Raw genomic sequence first — 25,337 nt, 5'->3', positions numbered from 1 at the left:
AAAGAGTGGAATACATTATCTTAATTCAGGTGAATTTTATCATTATTTTGGTTTATTATTTATAGGAAGAGTCTCTAAATTTTATAGAATATAATCCTGTTTATCTGTGACAGAAGAATAGCGCTCAAATGAAATCTAAATGAATATTTTTTGAAAGCAAAATATCCTAATCCGGTTAGTTCATAAGTGAACCAGGCTAAAGGCTAATGTAAATTAGCCTTTGATCGCCAAAAATGTAGCGGTTGAATTTAACACAGTGAGACGAAATAAGGCCTAATAAAATGAGTAGACCTTATATATCCAGCATATTACAAAGCGTACCCATTGGGATTTTGTTGTTGCCAATGCCAGGTGTCACGCATCATGCAAGCCAAATCCCGGCTAACCGCCCAACCCAACTCTTTTTTTGCCAGGGAAGCATCAGCCCAGAACTCGGCCAGATCGCCTTCACGACGCGGCACTACGTCATAAGGGATAGTCTTGCCCGACGCTTGTTCAAAGGCATGCACCATCTGCAATACCGACGAGCCCACGCCGCCGCCCAGATTGTAGGCTTTAAAACCCTTAATCGCCGCCAGATGGTCCAATGCCTTTAGGTGGCCGTCGGCTAAATCCATCACATGGATATAGTCGCGTTTGCAGGTGCCATCGTCGGTGGGATAGTCGTTGCCAAATATTTTCAGTTTTTCCTGGCGCCCTACCGCCACCTGAGCGATAAACGGCAACAGATTATTCGGGATGCCGTTAGGATCCTCACCGATACGGCCAGACTCATGGGCACCCACCGGATTGAAGTAACGCAACGCGATAATGGAAAACTGCGGCTCTGCCTTGGCAAAATCCTGCAACACCTGTTCTACCATCACCTTAGAGGTACCGTAGGGGCTGGTAGTGCCGCCAATAGGCGTAGTCTCCACATACGGTACCGGCGCGTTGGCGCCATATACGGTAGCCGACGAGCTGAAGATAAAGTTATGTACGCCGGCACGGCGCATCTCTTCAAGTAAAATCAGGGTGCCCGAGACGTTATTTTGATAATATTCCAGCGGCAGGCGGGACGACTCCCCTACTGCTTTTAACCCGGCAAAGTGGATCACGGCAGAAATCTCGTGATCGTCAAAAATCCGCTGCAGACAATCCGGATCACGCACATCGCCTTGGTAAAAGACAATATCCTTATCCGCCAGTTCCGATACCCGATCCAAGGAAACGTCGGAAGCGTTGCATAGATTATCCAGCACCACCACCTCATCCCCGCGCTCCAGTAACGACAGCACCGTATGGGAACCAATATAACCGGCTCCGCCAGTGACGAGAATCGCCATATACACTCCTTGGTAATATTTTTTACGCGGTTAACCGCTTATCCTGCAAATTTTACACCGTTAACCGCGTGATGCCAGTTCAGTCAAGCCGAAGGGTGATAAAACCCTGTTAGCTATCTGATGCCGCGAGTGATCTTAATAACGCGCTGCGCTACAACGCACGACACCGCACTACAGCAGGTTTTTGATTTTCTCGCGGAAATCCTTGCCCCATTTTTCGTTACGTAAACCGTAGGTGACAAAAGCCTGCATATAACCCAGCTTCCGACCACAGTTGAAACTTTTACCGGTGAGATAGAGCGCATCAACCGGTTGGTGATCCACCAGAGAGGCAATCGCATCAGTCAGTTGGATACGGCCCCAGGCGCCTGGCTCGGTTTTTTCCAACAGTGGCCAGATATCTGCGGACAGGACATAACGCCCTACTGCCGCCAGATCGGAATCATACTCACTCAGATCCTGTGGTTTTTCAATAAAGGACTGGATCAACGCTCTATCGCCGGGGTTAGAAACCTCGGCATCGCAGCTGATGACCGAATACTCTGGCAAATGTTCACGCGGCATGGGCTGTACTAGCACTTGGCTATGGCCCGTTTCATGATAACGCTTGACCATGTCAGCCAGGTTTTCGGTGCGATTATTGTAAGTGGAATCATCCAGCAAGATATCGGGCAGCACCACCACAAAGGGCGAATTGCCGAGCATCGGTTTGGCGGACAAGATGGCGTGGCCCAATCCCAACGGTTCACCCTGGCGCACGTTCATGATGGTCAGCCCTTTAGGGCAGATCGCTTGCACTTCCGCCAGTAAGGTATTTTTTACCCGCGCTTCCAGCAGAGCTTCCAGTTCATACGAGGTATCAAAATGGTTTTCAATGGCGTTTTTAGAGGCATGAGTAACCAGCACAATTTCCTTAATGCCGGCCGCTGCACACTCTTCCACCAGATATTGGATCATCGGTTTGTCGACGATCGGCAGCATCTCTTTTGGGATGGCTTTGGTTGCCGGTAGCATATGCATACCCAGACCGGCGACGGGAATAACAGCTTTTAACGTTTTCATTCAATTGGTACCCAGAATGTGAAAAAGACATGTCGGATTTAGCTTAGATACAATATAGCATCTGGAACGCTGTTCTGATAACTCACTTCTTAACATATTCAGCAGAGCTGTGGTCTTACCCTGCATCAGAGGTGTGTCAGTTTTCTTTTATCTAAGCATCCCATTATTCGTGGGTTTATCTATTGACTTATATGGAAATCTACAACTGTTATTTAGATGTCATGAGTTAGACAATAAATATCTTTGAAACTTTACGTTCGTGATCTATATTGGTAACGATTATACTATTAATTCATAAATAATTAATGATAACACTTTGTATTTAGAGCATATCCTTATAAAATTTAGACATGAATTTAATTTTCTGTTAATCGAGATTTAGGAATATAACTGCTTGTTTTTTTGAAATCTAAAGTTACTGCTTTATGTTTTATGTTTTATGTTTTATGTTTTATGTTTTATGTTTTATGTTTTATGTTTTATGTTTTATGTTTTATGTTTTATGCTAAAATATAATAATAAATAAACGTTTAAAAGACCAAATCAGATTACTGGAAATTATAGATAATTAGTAAATAAGAATTATTCAACCCACTTAGCGTGTAGAGGATAACCAAAATGAGTTACCCTATATGCAATAATTATTACAATATAAAAAATAAATTATATTTATTATAATAATCATTAGTGAGTAACATTTAATTTATCAAAATTCCACCCATCAATCACAGATTTCCATATAACTCGGTACCTTGGAATCGAACCACTTAAGACAGCTTTAACACCTAAGATAGCCATGTAAATTACCATATTAAATACATATACATGTTTTTTAGTAACGAAATATTTTTTTTCTAGATAAACTCTATTCCTAAAAAAATATTTTATCCTGAGCTCATCAGTTTCAAAATACTGGTTAGAAAACTTATGACTTAATTTTTTATTTCCCCATGATTTATCTATATCAAATATCCTTGCCTGTGGAGCCAGCCATAATTTAATATTTTGGTCAACTAGTCTAAATGTAAACTCCGTATCATCAAAATAAAGATATAAGAGTTCATTTGGAGAGTATGCTTTTTTGAACGCCTTAACACTCATAAATAAGCCACCATAAGGCCCGCATGGGCATGGAATCGGTTCATCATTTTTTCTTTTTAAAATAGGAAGTTGTTTCTCACAACTCAGTTTGTTTTTTATAAACCCCGTAAATGAAAAGTACACAAAAGTGTTTGGTGCACCTAGCAGAATTTTTTTATCATGCGTTTCTAGGTACCGGATATAGTGTTCTCGATCAGATCTTAGGCAGCAGTATGCATTATTATAGGTATTATCCTCAGCTAAAGATCTTAAATAGCTAACAGCACCAGTATCTAACTTATTATCATCATCAAGGACAAGCAACCAATCATCATTATTGCTTTGTTTTATTGCCATGCGTATACCGAGAGCAAATCCAGGTGCTGATCCTTCATTTTTTTTGTTTGTATGAATAACTATGCGTTCCTCAGTATAGAGAGTTTTTATTGCTTTAATCTGTTTTTGGTTGTCAATAGGGGAACCATTATCGATAATGATTACCTTATCTACACCTTGTGATAGGCATTCACCAACAACCTGTGACAAGTATTCTGCACGATTCGAATATGTAACAATAACGGCAGTTATTTTCATTTGGTAATTCCAGATTTTTTTATAAAGACAATTATAAGTATTAATAACAACGCTTCGCTAAGAACCATAGTGATAGATGCCCCAGTTATTGATAGTTTTAAAACAAGAAGATAGCAAGTAATAACATTAAACAAACCGGCTGCTATTACTCCCCTCGAAAAAAACTTGTTGAAACCATGGGCTACTAGTCCTAAAATCCCATAAAAATAGTTTAAACCACCAAAAAAAAATACAAATGCCATGATTTTAAGTTGTGAACCAACTATTTGCCATTCATGCCTGACTAATATTTTGGCTATGAAGTCAGCGAAAAAAAACACAAAAATAGCACTGAACATGTATATAGTAATAATGATTTTTTTATAGCGATCATTCATGATTTTAAAAAACTTACCATCTCCACCGGACTGTTTAACTACCCAAGGAAAGAGACTATCGCCAACAACGTTCTGTACAGTTTGAGCAGCTCGAATGATTTTTTCAGCGACTGCATATCCACCAACAAGTGCTGGCGGACACAAAGCTCCAATGATCAGGACATTTGAATTTTTATATAGAGTTGAAAAAAACCTTGCTGTAAATATATTCCAACCATGAGCAACTTGCTTTTTAATCATTACAAGATCAAATCTGTAATTAAATTTAAACTTAACCTTTAATATAATAAATGCCCATATTGCAGAAGTTGCCGTTCCAAAGAAATATATTGTCTGCACTTTCCACGTATCTGTTGGGCTGTGTATTATAAAAAACAACAAAATGGTTGCTAGAATTTTAGGAATACTATTCGCGATGGTAATATAAATCATGCGTTCAGTCGCTTGAAAATGCCACTGAGGAAACATGGATTGACACACGCAAATAAAATAGGTTATCACAAACACCCTAATTTCACTAGAGTATGCTGGCACCAAATAAACTATAGCAAAAAAAATAAAAAAGAGTGGAATGGACAATATTATTTTTATATTGAAGACCGCACTAGTGATAGCAGAAGCACTGTTTGTATCATTGTGAATACTAGCAATTTCTCTTGTAGCAGTAAGATTAAATCCGTAATCAATACATATTTGAAAATATGTGCAGAATGCGGTAGCTATGGCAATTACACCTACATTTCCGATGCCAATCGTGGACACTAAAAATGGTATAGTTAAGATGGGTAGAATGTAATTTATGATCTGCAACATTCCGAGAGAAAACATATTTTTAATAAAATTTAGTGCCTGTTTGTTTTTAAGCATACTCATTATAACTTTCAGCTAAATAAACATTGATATGGTTCCAACCGAATAGTGTTCGGTTAGCCTTGATGGTAGAACACGCATAATTTAATCCCATATTTATTCCAGAAATAACACCTTATATTAAGTTAAAATATTCCAACCATTTATCAATGAATTAATCGCAGCAATAATAAAAAAAACTAATAAATGAGACTAAATACCTGCGCCTAATACCGCTCCACTTTTGCTCGCCCATGTCCGTTGCCGGGGAATGGCGATGCCGCTTTCATAAACTGCTTCACATTTTTTAATAATTGCCACATATATCGACATTGGCGATTGCGAGTCACCGTTTCATGAAGTGCCAGCCATAACAGCTCTATCCGGCTCACCCAAGGTGAGTAAATCGGTTGATAAATAATGATAAATTTTGGATTCTCTGCCAGCCAATCTCGGGTCTTTTGACTCTTGTGGATGATGTAATTATCAACGATTAGTGTGATGGTTTTCGCGCTGCGATACGTGCTTCTCAGGTGGCTCATCATTTGGATGAATAAATCCGAATTTTTACTTGTTGAACTGACGTAATCAACCCGTCCTGTTCCGGCATGCAACACACCGGCCAGATAATGTTTTTCATTTTTTCCCGGCGTTGGGATCCGTTTTTGTTGGCCTCTTCGTTGCCAGTCAGCCCCGATTTTTGGGTTGAGATCGATGTCCACTTCATCCTCATAAAAGACCGGGTGGTCCGCACAGTTCGTGGCTAATGCCTCTTTGATTGTGGCCATTTTTTCTTCTTTATGTGGATCCCGGATGTGAAGTGTCGGGGCTGACCTGCGCCAGACCAAGCTGGCTTTCGACAACCCTTTACGGAGTGTTGCAGGATGGAGTGTAGCGTTAAATAGTTTATTTATTTCAATCGATAACAGTTCACTACTCCAACGTGAACGAAGATAACCAAAGTCTTGTGGCGAGTGTTGAACCAATAGATCGAGCATGCGTATTATAGCTTCAATAGGCCAGCGCTTTTGGCGTCCTGAAGGACGACTTTTTAACCCCTCGATGCCGAATGACGTAAACCAGTTAATCCATCGACCTACCGATGAACGTGCGGCACAAAGGCGATGAGCGACATCGGTAACAGAGTCGCCCATATGCAGCATAAGCATGGCCATCAGCCGTCGGGCATGATTTTTATCACGTGTTTTATGTATCTCTTTTTGCATCTGACGTCGCTCATTTCGGGGTATGAATGCTATGATCGGCATAACTCAGTCCGGTTGTGGTGATTTGTGATGTTTGGCGATTGATCAGATCGCTCAAACCGGATTGAGTTCCCCACAGTGATCTACTATTTGGCGCAGGTATTTAGACTTATAAAATCATCTAAAATAACTTAATTAAGCTATTATCTAAAATTAACCACTTCTGAATATGCAGTATTTCAAACATAAAATATATTTTACTTTATAAGTATATAAATCTAGAATATAAACATTAAAATGTAATAATATTGAATATTGAATAAAATTTTTAAAAAATATTATACAATGGGCAATAAAACCACAACTGGATTACTTATCAGTTACTACTTATAAACGATTAAGTAAAAATTTTTCTTTTTCGTGTAGAGTCATAAATTTTGTTTCCACTGAATTAACACGACATTTCTCAAAATATGAATCTAAATCCCGAATTTTTTTTGCTGGTACGCCGGCATAAATTGCATTAGATTTTAAATCTTTATTAACAACGGAACATGCTCCTATTACAATATTATCCCCAATGGTTACACCTGGCAAAATAGTCACACCATGGCCAATAAAAACATTATTACCTATTTTAATTTTTCCTACTATATCCCAATTAGGAAAATTATCACGAAATATCCATACTCCCCCATCATGCGTTTCAAAATGGACTCTAGTTGCAGAAACATGGTTTCCGATACTGACTAAATACGGTTCAGAACTGAATGTTACATCTATTAACCTACAGTCATTACCAACTTTAACACCCATTTTTCGCGCCCAAAGAACTCCATTTATTTTTTTTATGAACTTTAAATACACACGTTTTAATATATTCATACTTTTACCTAAAAGATAATATGCTGGAGCAACTAAATCAAGTTATTATTTAAATTATAAATAAAATAATATTTAATTTATAATTTAAATTTCAGATTATAAACAAATTTTATTTTTATATTAAGTTATTACATTGAATATATACTAAAGCATTACATAATTTGATGAATTAGTAAATTATTTAGTGATTCACTTAAACTATTTAAAATACTTTTTTTAGATATTTTAAAAAACTGACAATAGCCATATTAGCTATGCACTCTGATAAAAAATAAATTTATTATATTATTAAACAGATATAAAATCGTTAATGATTAAAATTATTTTTATAGCAATCAGACCAAATAAACATTTGTATTCGAAAATGTCGAAAGCTAAATTATCTAAATATACAAAAGCCAATAATTCTTCTCTGTTAGTAAAAACTAAACAAAAAAATCATAAAAACTGCCAGTATAATTAAGAAACTTAGAATTATCATTACCATCTTTCGTGACTAAATAATATATGAATCTAAAATACGATAAAAATATAGCACTAAGTCTAAAATCTTAAAATAAAGAAATCGTTGCCGGCCTGACAAAATACAATGTGGCAAGCCGGTTTTTTTTAAAATATTCTACTTATGCAGTAATTTAATGCTGACATCCAGTTCGATGGTCGAATACCATATATTTCAATCTTTTTACAGGATAGCGTTGAGTATGTTGGTCGATGGGCTGCGGTAGGATATTCCGACGTACCGATTCCTTTTATCACAGGTCGACGACTTATCAGTTTAAGAGTATCGGCAGTGTCGACTATCTGATCGGTAAACTCTTTCCAAGAAACTTCTCGATCACCACAAAAATGATAAATTCCTGCTAAGGCATTACTTTGATAAAGTTGAATGATGGCCTGGGCAATATCTCCAGCGTAGGTAGGACAACCACGCTGATCGTCAACAATACTTAGGCTTTCCTTTTCACGAGATAGTCTCAAAATTGTTTTAACAAAATTATTACCATATTCGCTAAAGACCCAAGCAGTACGGATAATCAATGTTTGTGGATAGGCTTGCTGAACTGCTAATTCACCCTCGAGCTTGGTAGCACCGTACACACTTAATGGGTTCGTTGGGTCAGTTTCCTTATAGGGCGTAGTCGATGTGCCGTCAAAAACATAATCTGTCGATATATGCACAAAACCGGCATTGATAGACTTGGCCGCTATGGCTAGATTTTCTGGGCCTTTGGCGTTAATACGTTGCGCAAGCTCTACGTCTGACTCTGCTTTGTCAACAGCCGTATAAGCTGCCGCATTAACAATTAAATCTGGATGAAATTGTGCTACAGTTTTTTCGACCTGAACTGCATCGGTAATATCCAAAGAATCGCTATCAGTGGCCATTATTTGCCAATCTTTAGGCGCGCGATCCTGAAAACAACGACCTAATTGACCATTAGCCCCAGCAAGTAATATTTTCATATTTAGAGATCCTTTAATAACTTGCCCAACTTATCTTTTTCAGATAACAACGGCTGAGCTACCGGCCAGTCAATACTTATCGCCGGATCGTTCCACAGCAGACATTCTTCATGCTGGGGGTTATAATAATCGGTGCATTTGTACTCAAAATCTGCCACATCCGTCAGCACGACAAATCCGTGCGCTAATCCAGGTGGGATCCAAAATTGTTTTTTATTTTCTTCGGATAATAAGACCCCTTCCCATTGACCATAAGTAGGTGAATCTCGGCGAATATCAACCGCGACATCGAACACTTCGCCTCGTACGACTCTGACTAATTTACCTTGCGGATTTGTTTTCTGAAAATGCAGGCCGCGTAAAACATCCTTGGATGAGCGAGAATGGTTATCCTGAACAAAATCCAAATCAATTTCAAGTAACGACCGATAGCGATTTTTTTCAAATGTTTCTAGAAAAAAACCACGAGCATCACCGAATACTTTTGGTTCGATAATTTTCACGCCATCAATTCTAGTATTAATTACTTTCATTCAGTTCGTTCCTCGGCAATTTGGATTAAATATTGGCCATATTCGGTCTTTTTCATTAACTCAGCTTCTGCCAAAACTTGTTGTTTACTCAACCAATCACGATTAAAAGCAATTTCTTCCAGACAAGCCACTTTAAATCCCTGACGTTTTTCAATGGTATGAATAAATACGGAAGCTTCTATCAGGCTTTCGTGGGTACCCGTATCCAACCAGGCAAAACCACGTCCAAGAAGTTCTACATTCAATTGATTTTGCTTCAGATAAAGCTCATTAAGGGTAGTGATCTCAAGTTCGCCGCGTGAGGACGGTTTGACTTGCTTCGCGAGTTCAACTACCTGTTCGTCGTAGAAATAGAGCCCAGTTACCGCCCATTCTGATTTAGGTTTTAGCGGTTTCTCTTCAAGAGATAACACCCGGAATTTATCGTCAAACTCCACAACACCAAAGCGCTCAGGGTCAACCACATGGTAACCAAAAACCGTTGCTCCAGTAGTACGCGCAGCAACATTTTCCAGCTTGGAACCAAAACTCTGACCGAAATAAACATTATCACCAAGTACTAGTGCACAGCGGTCACCGTTAATAAATTTTTCGCCAATAAGGAATGCCTGAGCAAGACCATCGGGACTGGGCTGAATAGCATAAGTAAAATTAACACCGAAACGACTACCATCACCCAATAAACGCTTGAATGAAGGCATATCCTCCGGAGTAGAAATAATCAGTATGTCGCGAATACCAGCAAGCATTAATACCGATATTGGGTAATAAATCATCGGTTTGTCATATAGCGGCAATAACTGTTTTGATACACCTCGGGTAATTGGATATAAACGTGTACCCGTACCACCTGCCAATACAATACCTTTCATATGATTTGCCCTTTCCTTACAAATTTTTAGTTTAAGCCAAGCCGTTCACCAGAATAGGATCCGTCCTGAACACGCTGCCACCAAGTCTTATTATTCAGATACCATTCAACTGTTTTTCGAATACCACTTTCAAAAGTTTCCTGCGGCTGCCAAGCCAATTCTCGTTTAATCTTGGCGCCATCAATCGCGTAACGCAGGTCATGTCCAGGTCGATCTGTAACGTAAGTTATAAGATTTTCGTAGTGGCCCACCCCAACCAGTTTAGACGGAACCAGCTCATCCAATAAACGACAGATGGTTTTGACAACATCGATATTTTTACGCTCATTATGGCCGCCAATATTATACGTTTCGCCAACGACACCGGTTGTAACCACTTTGTACAATGCACGGGCATGATCTTCCACATACAGCCAGTCGCGAATTTGCGCACCGTTGCCATACACTGGTAGAGGTTTGCCTGCAATAGCGTTAAGGATAGTCAGAGGGATTAATTTTTCTGGAAAATGATAGGGGCCATAGTTGTTAGAGCAGTTAGTCACTATAGTCGGCAAGCCATAGGTACGATGCCATGCCCGAACCAAGTGGTCGCTGGAAGCTTTAGAGGCCGAATAAGGACTACTAGGAGCATAGGGAGTTGTTTCTGTAAATAGATCGTCTGTACCGTGCAGATCACCATAAACCTCATCAGTTGAGACATGATGAAAACGAAAAGCTGATTTGTATTCTACACCCAATGCCAACCAGTACTGACGGGCTGCCTCTAGCAATGTATAAGTGCCAATGATGTTTGTTTCCATGAAAGCAGATGGACCATCAATTGACCTGTCAACATGGCTTTCAGCCGCAAGATGCATTACCGCATCAGGTTTATGCTGAGTAAAAATTCGCTCTAAGCCAATACGATCGCATATATTTATTTGTTCAAAACAATACCGAGAATTATTACTCACCTCGACTAAAGACTCTAAATTCCCTGCATAGGTTAAACAGTCAACTATTAAAACCTCATCTTCGGTATCCTTTATTATATGGCGAACTAAAGCTGAACCTATAAATCCCGCCCCACCTGTAACTAATATTTTCATTTAAAATGAATCCTTTTATTAACTATTTTAAAGAAAAAATGCACCAGCTTTATCAATGAAATACGTAGTATAGAATAACAATAAATCGCCGCATAACTTTAATTAAATTTATTTCAATTAAATCATAATTAATATTTTTTAATATAGCATGTTTATTAAAAATTGATTATAATGTTGTATATATGAAGTGATATCTAACATTAAATACGTCTCATCACATTTTAACACTCCGTTGACTGTTTCAAATAAGAACGCAATATCATTATACAGAGACTAAATACCTGAGAAAAATACTAGGTCACCAAATGGGACTCAATCCAGATTAAGCGTTCTGATCATTCGCCAAAAAGTTTAAACCAGCGCCCCTGACCGAGTCGGTAACGGCAAAAGATGCTCATACAAATTTTCGATTTATGCTGCCTGTAAATTCTCGGTATTTTCCGGAGTGAGAAACCGATCAGGATTGAGTGAACTTCCTCATCTCAATCCCAACTTATGGTCTCACCACGCCACCGCTCCGGTCACGCAGCGTGGGCGGACGGATTGATAAACTTGATGATGCTCTAACCGCAAGGCTTTATTTTTGCTCTGGTGCCGCTGCGCCAGTGTCACGAATTGGATCCCGCTGTGGCGGTGGATATGGCAATACCAATTAATAAAGAGCTTTACCCACTTCCGCGCAGCATCAATCGAGACAAATCCTTTGCGCGACCAGGACGGCCAATACTGACTGTTGTTCCTCTGCACTCAGTTTATTGGCAGGTTCAGGACGATCAATCAACGGACGTTGATCCGCAATCACTGCGCCATCCTGTTGCCATCGGTACCAACTATGCACAGAGATCCCGATGACTTCGCAAGAACGGTACAACGATGCACCATGATTATACGCCTGCCGAACCCAGGCTATGAGCTGCTCTCTATCTTGCGAGCCTTGGATAAACGCAACACGAATATGCTCCACCCCCTGGATTGAGAATGAAACACCGAAAATAGTATTTTCTCAACTAATCTGAAATTAGGAAGAAACACATATTTCTAAATAAGTAAAAATATTTTTTAACATTTAAATTAAAGAGCTAAGACTAATGAAATAATTTCAAAGTTAGGTATTCCTATAAAGATTAATCTTTATCAAATAATATATAGTTGGTGTTTTATAATTTATAATAATCTCTATACCAGCTCACAAATTTTAAAACACCAGTTTGAATTGTTGTATTTGGCCGATAATTAATTTTTTCATACAAATCATCAGTATCAGCACAGGTATTAAAAACATCGCCAGGTTGCATTGGTAAGAATTTCTTTATTGCCTTGATGCCTAAAACAATCTCAATCGCTTCAACAAAATCAAGTAATTTAACTGGGCTTCCATTTCCTACATTGAATATCTTGTATGGAGCTGAGCTAGTAGCAGGTGACCCAGATTCCACAGACCACTGTTCGTCAGGCCTAGGTACAATATCAATAAGACGGATTATTGATTCAATAATATCATCTATATAGGTAAAATCACGTGAAAGATTACCATTATTATATATATCGATAGTTTTACCTTCCAGAATAGATTTCGTAAATTTAAAAAGTGCCATATCTGGCCTTCCCCATGGCCCATAAACAGTAAAAAATCTCAGGCCAGTAGTTGGGATGCCATAAAGATGTGAATACGTATGTGACATCAATTCATTGGCTTTCTTAGTAGCCGCATAAAATGAAATTGGATGGTCAACTGGATCATCAGTCGAAAATGGAATCTTTTTATTTAGACCATAAACAGAACTTGATGAAGCAAAAAGTAAATGTTTTATTTTAAAGTTTCTACAACCTTCTAGTATATTCAAATGACCTATTAAATTAGAATCAGCATACGCTAGCGGGTTATCTAATGAATATCTTACACCAGCTTGTGCACCAAGATGAATAACAATTTCAAATTTACTATTCGTAAATATTTCATTAATCTCTTTATTATCACTTAAATCTATTTTTTTAAAACTGAAACACTGATAACATGCCAATAGTTTCAATCTTGATATTTTAAGTCTTTTATCATAATAGTCATTAAGGTTATCAATACCAATAACATTATGTCCAAGTTTTAATAACTTATTAGCCACATGAAAACCAATAAAACCCGCCACTCCTGTAACAAGAATATTCATAATGACTCCGTTATAAAATATAAAAATTTCTTGAGTTAGTATTTCTTTGCAAGTACAGACAAATCACGCTTTTTGTTATAGATATAAATCATTGATTTTTTAAAAATCATAACATATACGAAAAATATCCATTTAAAACAATATTTTTAAAATATTTAACCGTAGTGAAAATTGCGAGTTGTCAAAAAATTACAAGTGCTATATATTATTTAATATTTATAACACACCTAAAGGAAACAAGTTTATGAATCGAAGAGATTTTTTAAAAGTATCTGCGGTATCATTTACATCGTTAACTGCAGAGAGACTCCATAGCCAAAATTTAACCTCTTTATCAGATGAGAGAACATTAGCTATTGTAAAAAAGGTAAATACATTATTTATAATCACTCATCCAAGAACGGGAGAAAAAATAGCACAAGCAACAATTTATATTGGTAAAAGTAATATTAACCCTTTAGATGATAAGAATATTAAAAAAGTATATCAAATCATTCCAAGTGGTAAGAAAATATTCTTAAAGAAACCATTGAAAACAAATGAAGACGGACAGATCACTATTGACAAAGTTCCTTCCCCAGTTTTTATTGATGGTGATTACTCAATTGGAATTAAGAATTCATCTGGCCAATTAATTTTTGTTGATTATCATGTAAGCGATAAAACTCACGATAATAATGGGAATATTTTAAATAATAATAATTATTATACCGTATGTAAAAGTATAGAGAACCTGCGAAAGATTATCGGTTCAAATAACAATGATAGAATTCATTTATCTTCTTATTATGAAAGAGCTGAGTTGCTTAATTATGGGCCATTTGGTGGTGGAGATTTCATTTGGGATGAATCTTGCGACCAACCTGATGATGGAGGTACATTTATACAACCAATCGGTATAAATAAAATTGGCAGGTGGATCCGCATAAATAGGAACGAACTTAATGTAATTCATTATGGTGCTGATCCATCTGGGACACTAGACTCATCTGATGCACTAAATAGAAGTGCAATGGCAAAAGTAGCAAAGATTCCAACAGGTACATATAAACATGAAACGTTAACTGTTTCAGGCGATGGCATCACTTTCACTGGTGAGGGAATGGGAAAAACGATCATAAAATCTTCAAGTTCAATTAAGATGTTTAATATTAGTGGATTAGGTGGTGGACTAAATCAGATGAGCCTAGAATATACCTCATCTCATCAATCACCTCACTTCACCACTTCGGGATCTCGAAAAAGTTTCGACTTTTTGCAAATCAGCGGTTTTAAATCACGTGAAGCACAAGGTCAAGGATGTATTCTTGGTGACACAAATATAAAACAACGAGAAATTTGCAATTTTAATAACTGTGTTGTAGAGCACGCCTCAGTTGATATATACATGTCAGAATTTAAGAGTAATCAATGTTTTTTTTGGCCGATCTCAAAAAGATTTGCAGTACGTTTAAATGGTTCTTATTGTCCAAACGCTATAATAGATGGGGCTGATTTCTTGCCACCGTTTATTTCTTATGATACACCAGAAGACTCAAACATTGCATCCTTATGGATTAAAGGACCAGTTCTTCAGCCCCGAATTGTTAATTGTTACATCGATGGTAATCCTTCACACATAACTGGAGTCGGAATGCTCTTTGAAGATGGAACGTTGCTACCAGCTATTGAAGGTGGAATTGCTAATAAATGCTCTCATGATGTTATTGTATTTGATTCTGTAATACAACCTTCATGTACAATGAAATTCTATAATAATAACAAAAACGGACTAGGAGCAAGCGATATAGTATTTAAGAAAAGTTATCCACAGAATATTGCATCTCCACGGATCTCTAGCACTCATATACAAACTGAAAATATAATTGGAAAACTTGGATATGCAATTCGTGTTGACAATTCCATAACAACAGTATCTGGTGGTTGGATTATTGAACCATCAATCAGGCATTCTTCAGATAATAAAGGATATAAAAATGAAGAGGTTTATCTAAACTCCATTAAAAATCAATCATTGATAAAAATGACTTCTGCTTCTGGAACAACAAGAACAGCAATTGTAACTGGACAAGGTTCAGCAGAAATTGGTGCAACATCTTTAACATTAAAATTCTCTCCACTGCCATTATTTTATTTACCTGATCCTGGTCAAATAAATGTAACAACAACTGCTGGAGAAATCGTCCCCACTCAAATACAGCAAATAAATATTGATTCTGTTGTAATAAAATTTCGAGAATTAATACAACAAACTAACTTTATCGTAAGGGTAATTATTTGATAAAGAATTTTTTAAGTTAAGAACAACCTTTAAAAGCTGTTCTTAACTTTTTAATCAACGAGATATTTTTTAATGTAAAAATAAAATAAAGAATCTGAAATGATATTATAATTACTAAAATATTATTCTAATGTGGAAAATAAACTTAATAATTAAATAGAAGGGAAATGAAAATTGCAAAATATCTTAAACTACTAATTTATCTATAAAGTGAATAAACATTAATTATAACGTACTTATTTTTAATAAATTTCACATTTATTATGTAGTAATTATAAGAATTTTACTGCATTAAATAATGCCATATATCATTGATAGACATTTTATTATGCATTCTTTACTTTTAATATACCTGAAAATAATTAGTTTAAATAGCGAATGCATTTTTTAACCAACTGTATTTACTCGAATAATGTGCTAATTTATAATGTTTTTATTAAATTCAAGTTAATTATCTCTACCATTTTTGATTAATAGATAAGACATTACGCGTTAAAATTTTATATTTAATATGTTAATTACATTAATTGTGGTATTTTCATTCATCAATAATCAGTGTGATTTTTTTTCCAATATGCCTTATGCATGCTTATTCTTTTTTTCAAAAAAAAAGGGATTAGATTATTGCTACAACCTAATTTGTAACCAATTATTTTAAATAAATTAGTCACAATTGCACGAGGAATCCATAAGGGGGCATTAATTAATAAATATTTTAACTCTGAAATAATAAATTTTTTCCCTTCACCTCCAGCACCTCCAAACGTTTGACGGATCCAATTCTCATTGTGATGAAAAACACCAATATCAAAATATCGATTGAATTCGTCTATTGGTGAATAATTATGAGAATGAAATACAGTTGAATTCGCTACATACGCTATTTTATAGCCAGCAAGTACTCCCTTAGAAGCAAGAAACATATCTTCACAAAGGATTGTATTTTCAGGAAACCCACTTAATTCTTTAAATTTCGAGACCCGATAAGCCGCGAATGAATTCGATAAAAAAACCGTTTTAAGGCCCAATGTTTTTTTTTGCTCCAAACTACTGATAAAACTTTTGGTTCCGTAACTAAAATTCCTAGCATGCCTTGCTATTGGATTAGCATCTTTATGAGGTAACTGTCGTCCATAAGCAGCAAAAACATCTGGGTCAGAAAATGAAGAAATAATGTCTTCAATACTGGTATTTGAACAAAGTATAGCATCTTGAGTTAAGAATATTATTATATCAACTAAGTCTTCAATTAAAGTTACACCAAAATTTCTTGTACCACCATGATTGAAATCGGATTCATTAATTGAAATAATTTCTTTTGTTAATTTTGATGCGATGTCAATCGTATCATCTGAAGAATTACTATTGATTATATATATATATGGGGTAAGTTTTTTTTGTGTTTTTATTGCCTCAACACATTCCTTCCAGATTTCACCTCCGTTTCTGACAGGAATAATAATTGCGTATTTCATATTATATCTCGTTAAAATTTATCGATGGTTTTTTTGGTGGATTCTAAAAATGTTCTTCCCATATTTTCATCCGGTTCTAGATGGCAACCTTCAGCCCATTCATTCCAGGCATTAATGAAAATAATTCTTTGTCCTTCCTTGTATTCATACGCTGAATTCATGCTAAAAATTAGCCAATCTTCATAAATGGCAGGTTTATCATTTTGTATTATCGTCGGTGTTTTTCGTCTTGCGGAATTATCCCAACTTGGGAAAATACATGGGAATTTATTATAACCACTAGGCCATTTTTGTTTTGTTATACCCATAACCATTTGTTCATAATCAATACGATTGATAGCCGAACCATTTACTTTCAACCATTGATAAATAAAGTCTGGTAATGTTTTTTTTGCTAGTGTTATGATTTTTTGTTTAAATGAAACAGATATTGGAAAATCATTACGATTAGGTTGAAAATCCAATATTGCATCAAAGCCTAAGTCTATTATTGTTTCATCAGAGGCTGTAATAAAGCCATTCTTAGCTGCACAAACATATAGGTCAGGGAACCCATTTTCTTTAGCTAACATTCGCCATTTTAAAAAATATTCTTTTACATTAGGAATGTGATCATATCTGTATATAATAAATAATGGCTTTTCATCAATTTTAATGTAACGGGGATCTTTAAAATATTTTATTAATTCAAGAAAATGAGCATCAGAATCATCTATCGTATAATCTTGTTTTATTAAAACTTTTCTATCAAGCCCATCCCACGCTCTTGTCCAGTTTTCATTAGCCCAGCAAATACAAAAAGGAAAATTTGGTTCACCAATGTTTAAAACCTCATTTAATGGTTTTTCCAATAATTGATGGCCATTAAACCAGTAGTGATAATAACAAAATCCCGTTATACCATATGTTCTAGCGAGTTCAGCTTGCGACGACCTTGTCGCGGCTAATCTTAGATCATAAAATCCTAAGTCAGAAGGTATTTGAGGTTGTCTATGACCTGAAAATCTTGCTTTACTTTTTACAACATTTGTCCATTCGGTGAATCCTTTTCCCCACCACTCATTATTTTCTTCAATTGGGTGGAATTGAGGTAAATAAAATGCTAGCACATGATCTATTTTCTTTGTTCCCATTATTTAGATTCTCTTTGTAAAAATTGAAAAAATTAATGATAAATTTTCTATATTTGTTTGCCTATATACTTTTCCCAAGAACACCATTTGAACAGCTTTAAAAATGTTTTTACCATTTATCGATACCATGAAATTATATAATATGTCTCTTTCATTTTTTGTTAAACTATTATTATAGATCCTAAAGAATTCAGAAAGTTGAGTATATATTGATGTATATTTACTAGGTTTCGATATTGTACTAATTTTTTTTGCAATTTTACTTAAACCAAATTTCATGCCTTCTACATTAGCATTATGTTGCCTATAATTTATAGATGGCTCGGAATCATATATAATTTGCCCAAAGACTGAAATTACAAGATAAAACCACCAATCATGCATCACTATTTTTTTCGGGTCAGGCAAAGAATACTTTAATAAGAGGAATGCAGCTCTATTTAGTACAATAGTACACCCAGTTACAATGTTCTCTACCAATGCGTTATTAAAGCTGATTTGTCGTTTGGGTATTTCAGAAAAAAACAAATGATTTAAATTAGAATCTACAACATCAAGACGACTACACCACATGCATGGCTTTTCATACATCGATAACGATGATACAGCTCTCTCAATTTTATTCTCTTTCCAAACATCATCTTGATCTGAAAAAGCATAATAATTTGCATCATCATTTGCAATTTTTATTAGCTCAAAAAAACTAGCAACTACACCAATATTTTCTGAAAAAACATTCTGTATATTGTTTTTTTTTAAACTACTTATTATTTTTTTTGTATCATCTGACGAACCATCATCTCTAACAATCAGATCAATCAATATATTTGTTGCATTTTGATGAAAAATACTTTCAATTTGCTCTTGAATATATTTTTCACCATTAAAACTTGAAAGAAGAACTATTACTCTATTAATTTTATCCACAAGATCACCGAATTGTTACGAGTAAATAATTAAACTATGAACCTTTAATTTTTTGATTATATTCTTTTATCTTCTCTAGATATAACCAGAAACCCCAAAAAACAACACCAGCTGACGATGTAATGAGAAAACAGTTAAAAAAACCAACGGACAACCATAAAACCATGCCAATAATCCAGACAAATGTTTTATCAATCATTTCAACTTCAAAAAAATTAAATATTATTTTTTTATAGTATATGGCTAATTGAGTAAATATATAGATGATACCAATTATGCCAAAGTTCATAGTTAAAGCTAACCATTGTAACTCATAATTCCATGGTGTTTCATAGAAGCGTCTATATTGGAGTATATACGATCCCAAACCAGAACCTATTATTGGACTGTCTAGAACAGCAGACGATAACCATGTATACATCACTGTTCTAGTATAATCACTTGCAGATGCATTATCACCGGTATATCGTTCTTTAATAAAGTTTGTAATAAAGTCATTACCTGTATTATTATTCATATAAAAAATAATTATTATTATTACACTTAACGCTATTATAAAAATAAAAAATAAAAGACTAGAGACTTTTATCCCAGTACTATTTCTTGCATCATTTGTCATTAAACTTTTAAATAAAGAAGAACAATAATAAACTAATAACACTAGAACTGCATAGAGCCATAAATACCTGGAATAAGTAACCACAATGGCCAATAATATTATAGCAATTGAAAAATACTTTCGAATATACCCCATTTCTGATATTAAACAAAGCATCAATACAACTGGAAAAATAAAGTCACTTGGTACATTAAGCCTTACAAAATTATCAACCTCTAACGATATTGGCAAGACACCAAAAATTTCAGATTGCATAGCTGTATAATCTGCTAAGCTAATGATCCCAACCGTTATTAGCACAAACGACACAAGTTTTATTGTTGCATGTATTAGAGCAATTGTAATTAGAATATTGATAGCCTTAGATAACCCTAAGAATCCTCTACGTATAATTAATGCTCCAATCCACATAGGGATAATTGTGGCCAAAATTGCGCTAATTTGAGACAAAATAGATGCAATTGAATATCCATTTATTATGGAAAGTGTTGAATAGAAAGTCATAAATGCCATGAACAATAGCAACAATGATATTTCTTTGAAAGAAAAAAAAGAATTAGAGATAAAAATGAGTAATACTGCAACCATCAAAAATATTGCAGTTATTGTTTTTACATTCACACCAAGGATAGAACCGGATGGTAATAATATACTCGCATATATTAGTATTACAAATAATATAGAGAAAAGATTTCTGTTTTTATTTACCAAAAAAAATCTCCTACTTTTTAATGAAATTTTTAATTGAAAAAATAATATCTAACATCTTTTTTATAGATAAATATATGTATTTTTTTCTGAAATTTGCATTTATAAAAATTTCAAACTTTTTTATTGTTTTTTTTTGTAGATCTTTTTTATGTAGCATATATGTGAAATATTTATTCTTATTTTTAGAATTTTCATCCATTAATTCAAAGGATATTTTATATTTCCACATTAAGTACATGAGGCTAAGTTGATCTCTTTTTGGCCCATTATTTAGCTCTTTCCACCAAGCCTCCATTAGCCTTAAAATCTCTTCTGAATTATGTCTTCTTAATATTATATTGTTCTCCGCTAATCCAAAGTTTTCGGGGAAACCTTCTTTGTGATAACGGTTAATTAAAACCTCAACATCACTACTTTTAGCTATTCCATATTCTACACATATATCAGCCTCACGATATAAACAACACCTTTCAAGATGCTTTGGTAGTGCTATATTGGCATCATTGAGGTATTTATTAATTAGTGAATATGGATTATTTAATATTTTAATATTTGAATCAATGTATATACTGAATGTATAGTCAAGAAAATATTTATGAGGGAATAATTTATAATGCCGATTCAAAAGAGTGTTATTTTGTTTAAAATCCACATCAATATAAATAAAACGCCAATTTTTTGAGGCCAAGCTACGATTATCAGTAAAACATACAAAGTCACAGTTATTATACTTATCTTTTGGTTCATGTAGATTATCATAATCTCCAAATAACGCAGTATAAATAACAATTTTTTTCACGAAAAATACCTCACAATTTATATTTTATTATTATATCTACGTAAGGGAATTAGTATATTTTTTATTTTTTATTTTTTATCATATTCATATTGATAATACCCATAATTATAACCATAATAGCTTGATGCCCGTCTTATTACTGCATTCAAAATAACACCTTTAACTTCGATTCCATTTTGTTCGAACCTCCTTTTTGAAACTTCTATTTCTTTTACTGTATTATACTCAAATCTTGCTACAATTAACGTTGTACCAACATTACGTCCAGTGATTGCTGCATCCGTAACTGCTAAAATCGGTGGAGTATCAATTAAGATAATATCATATTGAGTTGTAACTGATGTTAAAAGTTCACCAAGTCTAGGATGCATGAGCAATTCGGATGGATTCGGTGGAGTAATCCCTCGGGTGATAACATCTAAATTAGGAATATTTGTTTTTTTAATTGCCTCATGAACCTCGATTTTTTTCGATAAAATATCCGATAAGCCTTTTTCATAATTTAATCCCAGCATTTCATGCAAATATCCCTTTCTCATGTCGCTATCTATTATCAATACTTTTTGGCCAGCTTGAGCAATTACTACACTTAAATTCATACAGATAAAGGATTTACCTGCTGCTGGGCTTGCACCTGAAATCATGACAACATTATTTTTAGCCTCAAGCATAGCAAAATGTAAACTTGTTCTCAAACTTCTAATTGCTTCTACCGCTAAATCAGTGGGATTCACAATAGACAATAATGTTTCAGTTTTAATATTTGATGACTGATGATGACCTTTCCTGTTGTTTCTAGTCGAAATTTGTTTATGGTTTTTTGCCTGCCATTCAGACAATGGAACACTAGCATACACAGACATTCCAGCTTCTTCTAATTGTTCAGGATTTTCTATTCCCTTGCGGACAATGACTTTTATAACAACTATAGAAAATGATACAATTGCGCCAAAAATCATAGATAACAATATTATTATAGTCTTCTGAGGTCTTATTGCTCTTGGTTGAGCTATTGCATCATCAATAATTCTAACATTTCCAATCGTGCTTGCTTTACTGATGCTCAATTCTTGCTGTTTATTCATTAACTGCATGTAAACTGCTTGCCCAACTTGCACATCTTGGGTCAGTCGTAATATTTCTTGTTGTGTTTTAGGCATGTTACTTACGCGTTTATTTAATTTATCTTTTTCATCTTCGAGTATTTGTCTTTTTTCCAACAATGCCTTATATGTTGGATGTTCCTTTGTATAAAGTTTTGAAATCTCAGCTTCTTTGAATGTTAGTTCATTAAGTTGGGTATCAATAGAAACCAAACTATCTAATACAGATTTAGCTTCGAGTGGTACATCTACAGAATCATTTGCTTGCCGATACTTATTCAATTTATTTTCAGATATATTTAAATCAGCTCTTACCTTTGGTAACTGTGCTTTAAGAAACATTAAGCTTTTCGCAGCTTCTTCAGATTTTCTATCTATATTTTGCTCTAAATAATTCTTACTGATACTGTCTAAAATTTTCTGTATCAATACAGGATTATTCCCCGTCAGAGTTAGAGCTAAAACGCCAGTATCTTTACCCTTATCTGCTACATTAAAGTTTACAAGTAAGTTGTTTATTGCTTCAAGTTTGGATATTTTTTGTAAAGTAAATACAGTATTTTTCTCAGCATTTATAGAGTCTATAAAGATTTTATTTTGACCAAATTCAACTAATTTCCCAATGTGCCCATTTATTTTCTTACCATCATAATCAGTTAATATATATTGCTTATCATTTATCACCTCTAATTGAAGTGGCTCATTAGTATATTCTTCATCCAAGTTGAGTTTAGATACAACAATTTGAGCAGGCTTAACTTTCATTATTCTAGCCCATCCTCTACCAAAAAGAGGATAATACTTTTGAGATGTTATCGTATCAAGGCCAAGTTCTTGTACGGTTTTGCCAAGAACCATCCTTGATTTAATAAGTTCTATTTCTGCGGCTGATTCAGGTTGACTCGATGGCAAAACCTGGGATAAATCATTCAGTAGTGTATTGCCAACATTTTGTTCCACTTGAATTAAAGCATCAGCGCGATAAACTGGAGTCGCGAAAAGGGAATATAATATTCCTAAGATTCCAAACGTTGTTACAGCGCACACTATCATCCATCTATTATCTAAAAATGCACCTAATAAACGGCCTAAGTCGATTTGTTCGCCCTTTTCTGCTGCTAATTTATTTTCTCTTATTTTTTCTGACATTTGGCATCCTAACTATCGGCTTAAAGCTTTCACCCATGCACGGGTGGACTCATCAAGAAGACGGTAAACTAATTCAAATGACTCGCGACTTCGTCTGTATGGATCAGCTATTTCTTCAATATTTATCCAATAACCAAACAACATCGTTTTACCTCTAACTTCAGGTGCAATACGAGTTATCATATCAACATGTTTTTTTTCCATCACCAATATTAAATCGTTTTCTCTACACATCGCTGGTGTAATTTGTCTAGCGATATGAAAATCTAAATTCAAGTTATCATTTTTTGCCAGTTCAATCGTCATTTTATCTGCATGCTGCCCAATTAAAGCACTTAGCCCTGCTGAGCTTATGTTTTTAGTAGGTAATGCGCGTTTTAAAAGACCCTCACCGATAGGGGACCGACATATATTGCCCATACAAACAACCAATATCGAATTAAACATTATCAATTTAAACTCTGTACATTTTTTGCACCTTGAGTTATATCGTAAACACCAGTAATTGTTGGGATTAGCTGGCTGATAACCCGATTCCACCTGGCAATTGGGGCGGCCGTAACATAAACGATATCATACGGTTTTAGCTGAAACTCCGTTCCCAACACTAAAGCGGTAGCATCCGATGCATCCAATTGATAGATATCCGCTATCTTGCCACCTTTAGACCCACGTAGTGGTCGAATAACAAAGATGCCTTTTGCATTGGCGACTGATTGGTCCACACCCTCAGCATTCCCTAGCGCCTCAGTCAATGTCATACCGGCGCGGTCCATTTTGAGCGTAGCCTGCTTTTTAACTTCACCCATAACAAAGACCTTAAGGTCATCGTTTCGTGGAATAAAAAGTATATCACCCGGATAGAGCAAATGATTTTGTAGTAAATCACCATTCTGCATTAGCGCCTGTAAAGAAATTTTCTGATCCTTACCATTATGCGTGAGTATAAGATTACGCCAATCGGCGAACTCAGTTATACCTTCAGCATTATTTATTGCATCCAGCACGGTTAAAGGCACATTGGTTATCGGTTGTTGACCCGATTTTGTCACTTCCCCCGTCACATATACTTTTTGCGATCTAAATGCGGCAATACTCACGTCAACTTGCGGACTTTCAATATACTTGGCAATTCTGCTGGTAATCTCGTTACGGATTTCCGCCACCGTTCGTCCAGCGACACTCACTTTGCCTATATAAGGATAAAAAATCGTGCCATCAGAATTCACCCAGTTACCCGCATCACTGGCACTACGATAGGTACCGGCTGGGGTGGTTAATTCTGGATGGTCATACACGGTTATGGTTAATATATCGCCGATACCTACCCGATATTCGTATTTTTTTATTTCTTGATCGAGCGGCAGATTATTCTGTGCAATCAGAGGGTTAGCTCGCAATTCTTCAATAAGTCTTGGTGTCATTGGGTAAACATTAACAAATTTGCTGATATCAATATTTGAATCGTCTTGTTTAATGACCGTTTTATCACTGGTCGACAAATTCATGCCAGGAATCGTACAACCACTCATCAAGGCCACCGACACCAAAAGCGGCATCAACTTAAGTTTGTTTTTCATCATTGAGTTATCATCACTTTCGCTGTTGCCCGCATAAAAAACGTCTCCATTTATCTGG

Annotated in this window: 20 protein-coding genes; 1 reads left to right on the top strand and 19 read right to left on the bottom strand. The window is 35.3% G+C overall.

The window, feature by feature from the left end; all coding sequences use genetic code 11:
- Positions 1 to 308: 308 nt before the first annotated feature.
- The 11 genes from galE to SJI19_RS01770 all read right to left on the bottom strand — a co-directional run bounded on the left by galE (position 309) and on the right by SJI19_RS01770 (position 13,502).
- On the bottom strand, positions 309 to 1,325 hold the full coding sequence (gene galE, locus SJI19_RS01820) for a UDP-glucose 4-epimerase GalE (protein ID WP_323476538.1): 1,017 nt from the start codon (positions 1,323 to 1,325) through the stop codon (positions 309 to 311).
- Positions 1,326 to 1,496: 171 nt separating this feature from the next.
- Positions 1,497 to 2,387: a sugar phosphate nucleotidyltransferase gene (locus SJI19_RS01815; RefSeq protein ID WP_323476537.1), complete on the bottom strand. Its 891-nt coding sequence runs from the start codon at positions 2,385 to 2,387 to the stop codon at positions 1,497 to 1,499.
- Between the two features lie 684 nt (positions 2,388 to 3,071).
- Positions 3,072 to 4,061, bottom strand: coding sequence for a glycosyltransferase family 2 protein (locus SJI19_RS01810; RefSeq protein WP_323476536.1), 990 nt, complete (start codon positions 4,059 to 4,061; stop codon positions 3,072 to 3,074).
- Positions 4,058 to 5,311, bottom strand: a complete 1,254-nt coding sequence (locus tag SJI19_RS01805) for an oligosaccharide flippase family protein (protein WP_323476535.1) — start codon at positions 5,309 to 5,311, stop codon at positions 4,058 to 4,060. Before SJI19_RS01805 ends, SJI19_RS01810 begins: the two co-directional genes overlap by 4 nt.
- Positions 5,312 to 5,514: 203 nt before the next feature.
- The gene (locus SJI19_RS01800; protein ID WP_323476534.1) at positions 5,515 to 6,555 is read right to left on the bottom strand and encodes an IS630 family transposase; all 1,041 of its coding nucleotides are present in this window, start codon (positions 6,553 to 6,555) and stop codon (positions 5,515 to 5,517) included.
- Between the two features lie 324 nt (positions 6,556 to 6,879).
- On the bottom strand, positions 6,880 to 7,377 hold the full coding sequence (locus SJI19_RS01795; protein ID WP_323476533.1) for an acyltransferase: 498 nt from the start codon (positions 7,375 to 7,377) through the stop codon (positions 6,880 to 6,882).
- 609 nt (positions 7,378 to 7,986) lie between these two features.
- Entirely contained in the window at positions 7,987 to 8,844 is an 858-nt protein-coding gene (gene rfbD / locus SJI19_RS01790; RefSeq protein ID WP_323476532.1) for a dTDP-4-dehydrorhamnose reductase, read from the bottom strand.
- A gap of 2 nt (positions 8,845 to 8,846) precedes the next feature.
- On the bottom strand, positions 8,847 to 9,377 hold the full coding sequence (gene rfbC / locus SJI19_RS01785) for a dTDP-4-dehydrorhamnose 3,5-epimerase (protein ID WP_323476531.1): 531 nt from the start codon (positions 9,375 to 9,377) through the stop codon (positions 8,847 to 8,849).
- Entirely contained in the window at positions 9,374 to 10,249 is an 876-nt protein-coding gene (rfbA, locus tag SJI19_RS01780) for a glucose-1-phosphate thymidylyltransferase RfbA (protein ID WP_323476530.1), read from the bottom strand. The genes rfbC and rfbA overlap by 4 nt, the downstream gene beginning before the upstream one ends.
- Positions 10,250 to 10,275: 26 nt before the next feature.
- A complete protein-coding gene (gene rfbB, locus SJI19_RS01775; RefSeq protein WP_323476529.1) occupies positions 10,276 to 11,337 on the bottom strand; it encodes a dTDP-glucose 4,6-dehydratase in 1,062 nt (353 codons plus the stop codon).
- Between the two features lie 1,157 nt (positions 11,338 to 12,494).
- The gene (locus tag SJI19_RS01770; RefSeq protein ID WP_323476528.1) at positions 12,495 to 13,502 is read right to left on the bottom strand and encodes an NAD-dependent epimerase; all 1,008 of its coding nucleotides are present in this window, start codon (positions 13,500 to 13,502) and stop codon (positions 12,495 to 12,497) included.
- 244 nt (positions 13,503 to 13,746) lie between these two features.
- On the opposite strand from SJI19_RS01770, the gene SJI19_RS01765 reads away from it, so the two are divergent.
- A complete protein-coding gene (locus SJI19_RS01765) occupies positions 13,747 to 15,783 on the top strand; it encodes a hypothetical protein (protein WP_323476527.1) in 2,037 nt (678 codons plus the stop codon).
- A gap of 545 nt (positions 15,784 to 16,328) precedes the next feature.
- Here SJI19_RS01765 and SJI19_RS01760 read toward each other — a convergent pair.
- The 8 genes from SJI19_RS01760 to SJI19_RS01725 all read right to left on the bottom strand — a co-directional run bounded on the left by SJI19_RS01760 (position 16,329) and on the right by SJI19_RS01725 (position 25,282).
- Positions 16,329 to 17,258 carry a glycosyltransferase family 2 protein gene (locus tag SJI19_RS01760; protein WP_323476526.1) on the bottom strand — a complete coding sequence of 310 codons (930 nt, stop codon included), beginning with the start codon at positions 17,256 to 17,258 and terminating at the stop codon, positions 16,329 to 16,331.
- Positions 17,259 to 17,269: 11 nt separating this feature from the next.
- Positions 17,270 to 18,391 (bottom strand): glycoside hydrolase family 99-like domain-containing protein, encoded by a 1,122-nt coding sequence (locus SJI19_RS01755; protein WP_323476525.1) that lies wholly within the window; start codon positions 18,389 to 18,391, stop codon positions 17,270 to 17,272.
- Between the two features lie 3 nt (positions 18,392 to 18,394).
- Positions 18,395 to 19,318 carry a glycosyltransferase family 2 protein gene (locus tag SJI19_RS01750; RefSeq protein ID WP_323476524.1) on the bottom strand — a complete coding sequence of 308 codons (924 nt, stop codon included), beginning with the start codon at positions 19,316 to 19,318 and terminating at the stop codon, positions 18,395 to 18,397.
- 34 nt (positions 19,319 to 19,352) lie between these two features.
- Positions 19,353 to 20,648: an O-antigen ligase family protein gene (locus tag SJI19_RS01745; RefSeq protein ID WP_323476523.1), complete on the bottom strand. Its 1,296-nt coding sequence runs from the start codon at positions 20,646 to 20,648 to the stop codon at positions 19,353 to 19,355.
- 10 nt (positions 20,649 to 20,658) lie between these two features.
- Positions 20,659 to 21,447 (bottom strand): glycosyltransferase domain-containing protein, encoded by a 789-nt coding sequence (locus tag SJI19_RS01740; protein ID WP_323476522.1) that lies wholly within the window; start codon positions 21,445 to 21,447, stop codon positions 20,659 to 20,661.
- Between the two features lie 68 nt (positions 21,448 to 21,515).
- Positions 21,516 to 23,699 carry a tyrosine-protein kinase Wzc gene (wzc, locus tag SJI19_RS01735; RefSeq protein ID WP_323476521.1) on the bottom strand — a complete coding sequence of 728 codons (2,184 nt, stop codon included), beginning with the start codon at positions 23,697 to 23,699 and terminating at the stop codon, positions 21,516 to 21,518.
- 12 nt (positions 23,700 to 23,711) lie between these two features.
- A complete protein-coding gene (locus tag SJI19_RS01730) occupies positions 23,712 to 24,146 on the bottom strand; it encodes a protein tyrosine phosphatase (RefSeq protein ID WP_323476520.1) in 435 nt (144 codons plus the stop codon).
- A gap of 2 nt (positions 24,147 to 24,148) precedes the next feature.
- Positions 24,149 to 25,282 (bottom strand): polysaccharide export protein, encoded by a 1,134-nt coding sequence (locus SJI19_RS01725; RefSeq protein WP_323476519.1) that lies wholly within the window; start codon positions 25,280 to 25,282, stop codon positions 24,149 to 24,151.
- Positions 25,283 to 25,337 lie beyond the last annotated feature (55 nt).

It is taken from the genome of Acerihabitans sp. TG2, assembly GCF_035013185.1.
GTDB lineage: Bacteria > Pseudomonadota > Gammaproteobacteria > Enterobacterales > Enterobacteriaceae > Acerihabitans.
This window is presented reverse-complemented; position numbering and strand designations above follow the sequence as displayed.